Annotated in this window: 1 protein-coding gene; it reads right to left on the bottom strand. The window is 47.7% G+C overall.

Annotation, left to right across the window (positions count from 1 at the left end; translation table 11 throughout):
* Positions 1-260 (bottom strand): GlgC family sugar phosphate nucleotidyltransferase (locus CF394_RS15340; RefSeq protein WP_500691231.1); only part of this gene is annotated, 260 nt, incomplete at both ends.

Raw genomic sequence — 260 nt, 5'->3', positions numbered from 1 at the left:
AAACGAGCAGCGCCTCCTGAATGTCTTTTTCGGATCGAATCACTGCGCCATCCGGCAGCACCAGACCCTTAGGAACGATGGCATTTTCAATCACTACATGCTCGCCGATCGTCACATCCGGCATTATGACGGATGATTTAACAGTCGCTTGCTTACCGACAGTCACGCCTTGAAAAAGAACGGAGTGAGACACATTTCCATATACAACACAGCCTTCGTTCACAAGCGAATCTTGAACCTGCGCATCAGATGAAATAAAT

It is taken from the genome of Tetzosporium hominis (assembly GCF_002265435.1).
GTDB classification, from domain to species: Bacteria; Bacillota; Bacilli; order Bacillales_A; family Planococcaceae; genus Chryseomicrobium; species Chryseomicrobium hominis.
Note: the sequence above shows the minus strand (reverse complement) of the source record. Positions and strands in the feature narration are given on the sequence as shown.